Origin of the sequence: uncultured Traorella sp. (assembly GCF_944327115.1) — a bacterium.
Taxonomy (GTDB): domain Bacteria; phylum Bacillota_I; class Bacilli_A; order Erysipelotrichales; family Erysipelotrichaceae; genus Traorella.
Map to the genome: position 1 here is coordinate 1 of NZ_CALVGS010000084.1, position 10,468 is coordinate 10,468.

Annotated in this window: 9 protein-coding genes; 7 read left to right on the forward strand and 2 right to left on the reverse strand. The window is 40.6% G+C overall.

Features of this window, described 5'->3' with window-relative positions; all coding sequences use genetic code 11:
- Window positions 1–119: 119 nt before the first annotated feature.
- Together Q0K35_RS07880 and ptsP are read left to right on the forward strand one after the other, a co-directional pair.
- Window positions 120–422, forward strand: a complete 303-nt coding sequence (locus Q0K35_RS07880; protein ID WP_294562106.1) for an MG284/MPN403 family protein — start codon at window positions 120–122, stop codon at window positions 420–422.
- 63 nt (window positions 423–485) lie between these two features.
- Window positions 486–2,192 carry a phosphoenolpyruvate--protein phosphotransferase gene (gene ptsP, locus Q0K35_RS07885; RefSeq protein ID WP_294562107.1) on the forward strand — a complete coding sequence of 569 codons (1,707 nt, stop codon included), beginning with the start codon at window positions 486–488 and terminating at the stop codon, window positions 2,190–2,192.
- A 45-nt stretch (window positions 2,193–2,237) separates the two neighbouring features.
- Here the strand turns inward: ptsP and Q0K35_RS07890 are convergent, their stop codons facing one another.
- Both Q0K35_RS07890 and pyrR read right to left on the reverse strand, forming a co-directional pair.
- Window positions 2,238–3,257, reverse strand: coding sequence for a M42 family metallopeptidase (locus Q0K35_RS07890; RefSeq protein ID WP_294562108.1), 1,020 nt, complete (start codon window positions 3,255–3,257; stop codon window positions 2,238–2,240).
- Between the two features lies 1 nt (window position 3,258).
- On the reverse strand, window positions 3,259–3,777 hold the full coding sequence (pyrR, locus tag Q0K35_RS07895; RefSeq protein ID WP_294562109.1) for a bifunctional pyr operon transcriptional regulator/uracil phosphoribosyltransferase PyrR: 519 nt from the start codon (window positions 3,775–3,777) through the stop codon (window positions 3,259–3,261).
- A gap of 163 nt (window positions 3,778–3,940) precedes the next feature.
- Between pyrR and Q0K35_RS07900 the strand changes: the two genes are divergently transcribed.
- The 5 genes from Q0K35_RS07900 (at window position 3,941) to Q0K35_RS07920 (ending at window position 10,452) form a co-directional block, all read left to right on the forward strand.
- A complete protein-coding gene (locus Q0K35_RS07900; protein WP_294562110.1) occupies window positions 3,941–4,375 on the forward strand; it encodes a MarR family transcriptional regulator in 435 nt (144 codons plus the stop codon).
- Entirely contained in the window at window positions 4,368–6,101 is a 1,734-nt protein-coding gene (locus Q0K35_RS07905; RefSeq protein WP_294562111.1) for an ABC transporter ATP-binding protein, read from the forward strand. Before Q0K35_RS07900 ends, Q0K35_RS07905 begins: the two co-directional genes overlap by 8 nt.
- A complete protein-coding gene (locus Q0K35_RS07910; protein ID WP_294562112.1) occupies window positions 6,098–7,960 on the forward strand; it encodes an ABC transporter ATP-binding protein in 1,863 nt (620 codons plus the stop codon). Before Q0K35_RS07905 ends, Q0K35_RS07910 begins: the two co-directional genes overlap by 4 nt.
- Before the next feature lie 163 nt (window positions 7,961–8,123).
- Entirely contained in the window at window positions 8,124–9,632 is a 1,509-nt protein-coding gene (locus Q0K35_RS07915) for a YjjI family glycine radical enzyme (protein ID WP_294562113.1), read from the forward strand.
- The gene (locus Q0K35_RS07920; protein WP_294562114.1) at window positions 9,616–10,452 is read left to right on the forward strand and encodes a YjjW family glycine radical enzyme activase; all 837 of its coding nucleotides are present in this window, start codon (window positions 9,616–9,618) and stop codon (window positions 10,450–10,452) included. Before Q0K35_RS07915 ends, Q0K35_RS07920 begins: the two co-directional genes overlap by 17 nt.
- The last annotated feature ends 16 nt before the right edge of the window (window positions 10,453–10,468 follow it).

The window sequence follows — 10,468 nt, forward strand, 5'->3', positions numbered from 1 at the left end:
AAGAGAGCTTTTTTTGTTCCAAAAAATAAAAGAATCGGACAAATTTGGAAGCTTGACAAAAAATATGTAGCATTTTATGTAGAAATATGTCTATATATAAATAAGCAGGAGGGAAAGAAATGGATAATAGAAATGAGGAAATCATGTGCTACATAGCAAAGATGTATAAAGAAATCAAGCAGGAGGTCGCTGAAGGCAAACGTAAAATGCCGAATAATTATGTATTGGACAGCGGTGTCGAATTTATAAGATATATCGATCAGCTGGTCGAATTGCTGCCGCCTGAATATGAAAGGATCATACGCAATGATTATTTAAATGAAAGAAATAAAAAATGGTGGCAGGAGTATTTTAAGAAGAGCACTTATTATCGAAGAAAATCTGAAGCAGTTGAAGCATTTGTTGATTGCGTAACGCTCTAAATAGTGTTAAAATATCCTTGTAGAATTTTTCTTATTTTACATAATACCATAGGAGGATGATTTATGTTAAAAGGTATTGCTGCTTCTGCCGGTTATGCAATTGCAAGGGTTTACAAGCTTGAACAACCGGTAGTAACGATCGAAAAAAAGGAAGGAATCGAGCCGTCAGCAGAAATTGCAAAGTTTAATGCTGCACTCTCTAAGACAAAGGCGGATATCGAGGCAATCAAGGCTCAGGCAGAAGGCAAGCTTTCTGATGAAGAATTAGCTGTGTTTGATGCTCATTTAATGATGGCCTCTGATCCTGATTTTGAAGGTCAGATCAAAGCCATGATCGAAAATGATCATGTAAATGCTGAATATGCAGCTGACACTGTGGCCGCAAATACGATTGCCATGTTTGAATCTATGGATAACGATTATTTCAAAGAAAGAGCGGCTGATGTAAAGGATGTTACTTTCAGGTTAAAGTGTAATTTACTTGGTGTCTTAATTCCAAATCTTTCTTTGGTTGATGAGGATTCTATTATCGTTGCTCATGATTTGACTCCTTCAGATACCGCCCAGCTGAATGAACATGCAAAGGGATTTGCGACAGCTATCGGTGGCAGGACAAGTCATTCTGCAATCATGGCACGTTCTTTGGAAATTCCTGCTGTTGTTGGCTGTGCAGGTGTGATGGAAGCATGCCAGCATGGAGATTTGATGATTCTGGATGCTGTAAATGGTGAAGTAATCGTAAATCCTGATGAAGCTACGGTTAAAGAATATGAAGCTAAGGCAAAGGCTTATAAGGAAGAAAAAGAAGCCTTGAAAGTATTGCTTCATGCAGATACGATCACGCTTGACGGACATCAGGTTGAGCTTGCAGGAAATATCGGAACGCCAAAGGATGTTGAAGGTGTCATTAATAACGGCGGTGAAGGTGTAGGCCTGTATCGTACAGAATTCTTATACATGAATTCACAGGCATTCCCTACTGAAGATGAACAGTTTGAGGCTTATAAGACCGTTCTTGAAGGAATGAATGGTAAAAAGGTCGTTGTTCGTACATTGGATATTGGTGGAGATAAGAAGCTTTCTTATTTCACATTCCCTGAAGAAATGAATCCGTTCCTTGGCTATCGTGCTATTCGTTTATGCTTAGATAGAAAAGATATCTTCAGGACACAGTTGAGAGCTTTGATCCGTGCTTCTAAATACGGTAAGCTTTGCATCATGTTCCCGATGATTGCGACATTGGATGAATTTAGAGAAGCTAAAGCTTTATTTGAAGAAGAAAAGGCTAATTTGATTGCTGAAGGTGTTGAAGTAAGTGACAGCATAGAAGTAGGTATGATGGTTGAAATTCCTGCTGCTGCGGTAAATGCTGATAACTTTGCCAAAGAGGCAGACTTCTTCTCTATCGGTACAAATGACTTAGTCCAGTATTCAATGGCTGCTGACCGCATGAGCGAAAAAGTTTCTTATCTGTATCAGCCATTAAATCCATCACTGTTGCGTTTGATCAAGATGACGATCGATGGTGCTCATAAGAATGGACGCTGGGTAGGTATGTGCGGTGAAATGGCCGGAGATGCCATGGCTGCTCCTGTACTTCTGGGATTAGGACTTGATGAGTTCTCAATGAGTGCTACTTCCATTCTTCCAGCTCGTAAAATGATCAATTCATTAAAGAAATCTGAAATGGAAGAGCTGGCAAATAAGGCACTTACATTAGCAACTTCAGAAGAAGTGACACAGTTGATCAAAGATACATTAAATAAATAGTCAAAAAAAGGTTTGGAACAAATTTCCAAACCTTTTTTCTATGTCTTATTGAAGATAGGCAAGGATCAGCTTAACCGCTGATTCGATCGCCTGCATATGGGTTCTCTCCATTCCGTGGCTTGCCGCAACCCCCGGCCCGATAAGAGCTCCTTTAATATTGTTGCCGCCACTTAATGCAGCACCGACATCGCTTCCGTAGAACGGATAGATATCAACGGCAAACTGGCATTTTTCTTTTTTTGCCAATTCAATGAGCCGTCCGACCATATCATAATCATAAGGTCCTCCGGAATCCTTGGCACAAATGCTGACATCATATTCACTGCATGAAAGATCCGCTCCGATGCAGCCCATGTCGCAGGCCAGAAGTTCAGATATTTCTGGCAGATTTGCTGCTCCATGACCGACTTCTTCATATGTCGTAACTATAAAATAGGTATCATGGGCAGGAACGATTTGATTTTCCTTGATCAAATTTAAAATTTCGAAAAGGATGCAGACGCTGATTTTATCATCCAGAAAACGGCTTTTGATAAATCCGCTTTCGGTAATCGTTGTTTTTGGATCAATGGCGATGATATCACCATTCATAATGCCCAGCTTTTCCACATCTTTTTTGCTTTTAACGATTTCATCGATCTTGACAACCATGGTATCGGTCGTACGAGGGGCTGTATTTGCTTCTTTAAATACATGGACAGCCGGAGTTGCAGAGAGGATCGTTCCTGTATATGTTTTACCGCTGCGAGTTATGATACGGCAATATTCGCCATCCAGCGTTGGCATTGATGGACCGCCGATATTTGTGAAACGAAGGGTTCCATCTGCGTTGATCGAGCGTACCATTAATCCTAACGTATCTGTATGCGCACTGATACCGACTTTATGATCATGGTCTTTACCGGTAACTAAGATATGTAAGTTTCCTTTTTGATTACGGCTTGTTTCAAAGCCTAAACCATTCGCTTCTTTTTCTAAAAAATCAATGGCATGTTTCGTAAATCCACTTGGGGAATCGATAGCGAAGAGCTGATAAGCAAATTTTTTAAATCTTTCCTGATCCATACTATTTCCTTTCTATGACGACCTGATCTTGTCCGTCAATTTCCTTTATTTGTACTTTTATATTTTCATCCAGCGAGCTGGGAATATTCTTACCGACATAATCGGCTCGAATCGGCAGCTCACGATGACCGCGATCTACGAGTACGGCCAGCTGTACCTCCTTGGCCCTTCCAAAATGCAAGACACCTTCAAGTGCTGCACGGACCGTACGTCCTTTAAACAAAACATCATCGACCAGAACCACCTTTTTATCTGCAACCGAAAAAGTGATTTCAGGCAGCGGCTGCTTCTTATCCAGATCATCCCGCCAGGCTTTTATATCCAGCGGATAAACATCCACCTTTTTACCTTCCACCTTTTCAATAAAAGAGGCAATACGGTGAGCCAGATATTCGCCTCTGGTTTTGATGCCAACCAGAACAAGATTATCAACACCTTTATTTCTTTCAATGATTTCATGCGACATACGGGTCAATGAGCGTCGCATTCCATCTTCATCCAAGATCATTTTCTCTTCCATAAAAACTCCTTTTTTGATAGTGATATTATACTTCATATGATCTAAAAAATTAATAGAAAATTTATGAAAAACTTTATATCAAACATGCTTGACATAAATATATAATAGATGTATCATTTATAAATCGATTAACATTTAATCGGTTAACTAAAAAAGGAGCGTTATGGAACCTAAGGAAATTGTGAAATCTATTACTATGTTTAATCGAATGCACCGCTGGCAAACTCGTAAGATCATGGAAAGCGAGGGCCTTTTTTATGGACAGCTGCCTATTTTGGAGACAGTCAGAACTAAAGGCTGTTGTACCCAAAGAGAAATAGCCACGGCTTTGAATGTAACACCGCCAAGTGTTGCGACAAGTGTCAAACGCCTTGTGAAAAAAGGATATTTGGCGAAAAAAACAGATGAAAAAGATCAGCGGAGTACCTTGATTACGATTACTGAAAGCGGCAATCTGAAAACACAGGCTTGCCGGAAAAAATTTGATGAAATGGATGAGAGGATATTTGATGCATTAAGCGATCAGGAATGTGAGGGGCTTGCACATATTCTTGATAAGCTGAATGCTTCGATGAGAAAGGAGAATGAAAATGATTAAAACATTAAAACCTTATCTAAAAGGCTATGGGAAGTATGCTTTGATATGTATGCTGGCCATGATCACTGAGGCAGTGTTGGAAATGATGCTTCCTTTTATGATGTCTAAGATCGTCGATGTGGGTGTAGCCAACAAAGATCTGAGCTATGTATTAAAAATCGGTGGTATCATGCTGCTCATGTCATTGATTTCACTGATAGCAGGAGCGATTGGTTCAAGATTCAGTTCTGTAGCCGGCATGGGGTTCGGCAGTCAGCTGAGAAAGGCTTTGTTTGACAAGATTCAGACATTTTCTTTCTCAAATATCGATCACTTTTCAACGGCATCGCTTGTGACCCGTTCAACAGCTGATGTCAATAATATTCAAAATATGTTCATGATGCTGAATCGTATGGCAATCAGAAGCCCGATCATGTTTTTTACAGCTATGATATTAGCTACCAGCATCAATGCAGAGCTGGTGATGATTTTTTTAGTGGTCGTTCCGATTTTGGGAATTGCTTTATTTATGATCGTTAAGCTTTCTTTTCCAAGATTTGAAGCGATGCTGTATAAATATGATGGCTTGAATGCTTCTACGCAGGAAAACTTAACAGCGATACGTGTTGTAAAGGCCTTTGTACGAAGCGCATATGAAAAGGCAAAATTCAAGTTGAGTAATGATGCTTTGATGGAGGCAAGCATCAAGGCTGAAAAGATTATTATCTTCAATATGCCGGTCATGCAGCTTTCAACTTATACGTGTGTGATTCTGATTCTCTGGTTCGGAGGCGGACTGGTCATGGATGGCAAAATGCTGACAGGAGAGCTGATGAGCTTTATTACTTATATCAATCAGATCTTAATGTCAATGATGATGTTAAGCATGATCTTTGTCAATGTACTTATTTCCAGTGCTTCTTTAAAGAGAATCGTGGAGGTCTTGGATGAGGATATTGATATCAAGGACAGTGAGTCAAGTAGTGCTTTTCCGATCCAGAATGGAAGCATCGAATTTAAGAATGTCAGCTTTTCATACAAGAATGATGTACATTCACTGGTACTTGAAAATATCAATGTCAAGATCGCAGCAGGAGAAACGATCGGGATCATTGGCGGTACAGGTTCCAGTAAGTCTACTTTCGTTCAGCTGATTCCGCGTTTATATGATGTAACGGAAGGAAGCGTACTGATCGATGGCAGAAATGTCAAAGATATCCAGGTTGAAACTTTAAGAAATTCTGTCAGCATGGTTCTTCAGAAAAACGTGCTTTTCAGCGGTACGATCTTAGAAAACTTACGTTGGGGCGATCAGGAAGCGACGAAGGAACAGTGCATCGAAGCCTGTAAGGTGGCAAATGCGCATAGCTTTATCATGGATTTCCCGGATGGTTATGATACTTATATCGAACAGGGCGGTACAAATGTATCCGGTGGACAGAAACAGCGTCTGTGTATTGCCAGGGCGCTTCTGAAGCATCCGAAGATCTTGATCTTAGATGATTCAACGAGTGCGGTAGATACGGCAACAGATGCCAGCATCCGTAAAGAATTAAAAGAAAACTTAAAGGGAATGACAACGATCATCATTGCCCAAAGAATTTCTTCTGTACAGGATGCAGATCGTATCTTTGTGTTTGATGAAGGAAGAATTAATGATATTGGAACACATGAAGAGCTTCTTGAAAGAAATCCGATCTATCAGGAAGTATATCATTCTCAAATGAAAGGAGTGGTGAGCGAATGAGTAAGAAACCTTATAATCCATTCCAGACGCTTATGCGTGTGATGTCATATATGGCTAAAAATAAGCTTCAGCTGCTTTTGGTTGTCATTTTGGTCATCTTGTGCAGTGGTGCACAGGTTGCCGGTAACTATTATTTGAAGCCTATTATCAATGATTACATTGCACCAATGATCGGTGTAGCGAAAGAGAATCGTGTTTATGACGGCTTGATCTTTGTTCTTACTCAGCTTATCATCATTTATGTCGTTGGTGTATTGTCAGGTTATGCATATAAATATATCATGATGAATTTGTCGAATCGGGCATTAAATGAGATGCGTAAGGATCTTTTCAATAAAATGCAGGATCTTCCGATCAAGTATTATGACACGCACCAGCATGGTGATATCATGTCTTGTTATACCAATGATATTGATACGATACGTGAAGCGATGAGCGAAGGCTTTACTGCCGTGGTATCAAGTGCAGTCAGCATAGTCGGTAACTTTACGATGATGTTGATCTTATCACCGTTTTTGACGCTCTTTATCATTGCCATGTCATTCTTAATGGTATTGATCGTCAAAAAATTCGGAAGCCTGAGCAGCAAGTATTTCCAAAAACAACAGAAAAGCATGGGTCGTGTTAACGGTTATATCGAAGAAATGTTTGAAGGCGTCAAGGTCGTAAAAGTATTCAATCATGAAGAAAAGGTATGTGAAGACTTTGAAAAGCTCAATGAAGAGCTTCGTGATGCAGCCATCGAAGCAAATACGTATGCTTCGATCATCATGCCGATCATGGGAAATCTTTCTTATGTAACGTATGCCGTCATCGCTTCTTTAGGTGCCTTCCAGGTTATTAACGGAATGTTGGACATTGGTTCACTGGCCAGCTTCTTGCAGTACACACGAAGCTTCTCAATGCCGATTACCAACCTATCACAGCAGTTTAATTCCATCTTTAGAGCATTAGCGGGAGCTGAGCGTATCTTTGCTTTGATTGACGAAAAGAGCGAGGTCAATGATGGTAAGGTAACATTGGTAAATGTTAAAGAAGAAAATGGCAAGCTTGTTGAATGTGAAGAAAGAACAGGACATTGGGCATGGAAGCATCCGCATGGTGATACTTTTGAACTGGTTCCTTTACAGGGCGATGTTCGCTTCCATGATGTCGTATTCGGATATGAAGAAAATAAAGTGATTTTGAAACATATCAATCTGTTTGCAAAGCCGGGTCAAAAAATTGCTTTTGTCGGCAGTACAGGAGCAGGTAAGACAACGATTACGAATCTGATCAACCGCTTCTATGATGTCAATCACGGACAGATCACTTATGATGGCATCGATATCAAGCTGATCAGAAAAGAAGATCTGCGCCGCTCGTTGGCAATGGTGCTGCAGGATACGCACTTATTTACAACAACGGTCAGAGAAAATATCCGTTATGGAAAATTGGATGCGACAGATGAAGAGGTCATAGCTGCTGCTAAGCTGGCAAATGCACATTCCTTCATTAAGCACCTGCCTCAAGGCTATGATACAGTTATCAGTGGTGACGGTGCGAACCTTTCCCAGGGTCAGCGACAGCTGTTGGCAATTGCCAGAGCGGCTATTGCAGATCCGCCGGTATTGATCCTTGATGAAGCAACTTCAAGTATCGATACGCGTACGGAAGCATTGATTCAGGATGGTATGGATCGTCTGATGATGGGAAGAACCGTTTTTGTAATTGCCCACCGACTTTCTACGGTACGTAATTCAAATGCCATCCTGGTATTGGAGCACGGTGAGATCATCGAACGTGGCAACCACGAAGAATTACTGGCTCAGAAAGGTAAATATTATGAGCTTTGTACAGGTATAACGGAGCTGTCATAATTTGAAATGAAGACATAAGAAGCAGCAATGACTGCTTCTTTCTTTGAAAAGATGCATAGAATAAGAATAATTCCTAAAAAAGAATAAATTTATTAAAGAAAATATATCTTTTGAATGGAATTTATTTGAAAAATAATATATACTTATCTTGGAGGTACTTTTTATGGAAGAAGTATTAAAAATCGTAGAAGATGAAACGCTGACTTATCATCAGCAACTGCTGGCCTTGGCACGCCTTGCAGAAAGCTTTGATCATACGATCAAATTATCAGATGAACTTGTAAAAGCCAAAGAAGAAGGAATCATATGTGATTTGGGAGAAGGAAACCTTCCGTATCGCCCTCGTTATATCATTCCGGATTATCAGAAATTTATCAATGAAGGAAGCTCTTTTCTTCAGCTTGATCCGCCAAATGATTTATGGGAGGCCTGCAATAATTTACTGATCATGTATCGTCATGTTCCTTCCGTAACATCCTTTCCTGTATTTTTGGGAGAATTAGATACGCTTTTGGAACCGTTCACTTTGAAGCTTCCAAGAGAAGAAGCAAAGAAATGTCTGCGTCTTTTCCTTTTGAATATTGACCGTACATTGACAGATTCTTTTGTTCATGCCGATATCGGTCCGAAGGATAGCGTAACAGGCCGTCTGATTTTGGAATTAACTGAAGAAATGCAATTGGCAATTCCAAATCTGACCTTGAAATATGATCCTGACCTGACAAGTGATGATTTTGCGGAAAGATGTGCTGTATGCATGATGAAGACAGCCAAACCGTCTTTTGCCAACCATCGTATGTTTGTCAGCGAATGGGGAGAAGATTATGCGATTGCCAGCTGTTATAACGGACTTCGCATGGCTGGCGGAGGATATACGCTTGCACGCTTGCGTTTATATGAAATGAGCCTGAAGGCTGGCAGTGTTGATGAATTTTTAAATAAGACATTGCCTTATTACTGTGATCTGATGTGGAACATGATGAATGACCGTATCTGTTTCATCGTTGAAAAGAGTGCATTCTTTAAATCAAATTTCTTAGCTACCGAAGGCTTTGTAAAGCAGGAAAACTTTACAGGAATGTTCGGTATGGTCGGTCTTGCGGAATGTGTCAATCACCTTTTGGGCATTGATGATCCGAAGAAGGGCTTTGGCAATAATGATGAGGCAGATCAGTTAGGTGTCAAGATCGTGCAGAAGATCGAAGAATTTGTCAATTCAAGAGAAGCTAAATATTGTGAATCAACGAATAACCGTTATCGTTTGCATGCACAGGTCGGTCTGGACAGTGATGGACGTGAAAATTCTCCGGGCTGCCGTATCCCGATCGGCTGTGAACCGGAAATGTATAAGCAGATCGCCCATTCGACCTTATTCCACAAATATTTCCCGACAGGTATCGGTGATATCTTTAAATATGAGGAAACATGGTTAAAGACGCCGATGGCACTGGTAGATATCATAAAGGGAGCTCTTGCGGCTGGTATGCGTTATTATTCCGGTTATCTGGCAAATAATGATGTTGTCAGAGTGACGGGTTATCTTGTGAAGAAGAGCGAGCTTGAAAAGCTGGATAAGAAAAAACAGTCATTGAATAATGTAAGTGTATTTGGCAAGGGTGCCAGAGATTATTCAAATGCACTGGATCGAAGGGTACATGAAAGCGCCCGTTAATAAGATCATCCCTTTTTCCAATGTTGATGGTCCGGGTAATCGGACGAGCATCTTCTTTCAGGGCTGTTCTTTTAAGTGCTGGTATTGTCACAATCCTGAAACGATCCATAGCTGCAATCATTGTGGGGATTGTGTCGCAGGCTGTCCTGTACACGCTTTAAGCATCCAGGAAGGTAAGGTAGTGTGGGACAAGCAAAAATGCGTCCAGTGTGATTTATGCATCCATACCTGCAAGAGGATGGCTTCGCCTAAGATCGAGGATCTGGAGGTCAGTGAATTGGTGGCAAGGATCGCACCGATGAAACCATTTATTCGCGGTATTACGGTAAGTGGCGGTGAATGCATGCTTCATGCGAAATATCTGGAAGAACTGTTCAGGGAAGTAAAGAAGATGGGATTGACCTGTCTGATCGATTCAAATGGTTCTATCGACTTTTCCCGACATTTATCATTGATGGAGCTCTGTGACGGTGTCATGTTGGATGTGAAAGCATATGATCCTGAATTTCATTTAGCGTTGTGTGATCATTCGAATGACCGTGTCTTACAGAATTTGCATTATCTTTTGGAAACAGATAAATTGCAAGAGGTCCGTACGGTGATCTTGCCGAGATATCCGAAGGAAAATTTAGATACAGTTACACATGTGGCCCGTATCATCCAGGATCGCTGTGATTATAAATTGCTTCGCTATCGTCCTTTTGGTGTTCGTGAAGATGCCCTTGAGAAAATGGGACATGATATAGCCAGTGAAGAGGAATGTGAGGCATTGAAGAAAAAGGCTGTTGAATTAGGTGCCATTCATACAATTATCGTTTAAAGATGGAAGTTTTTCC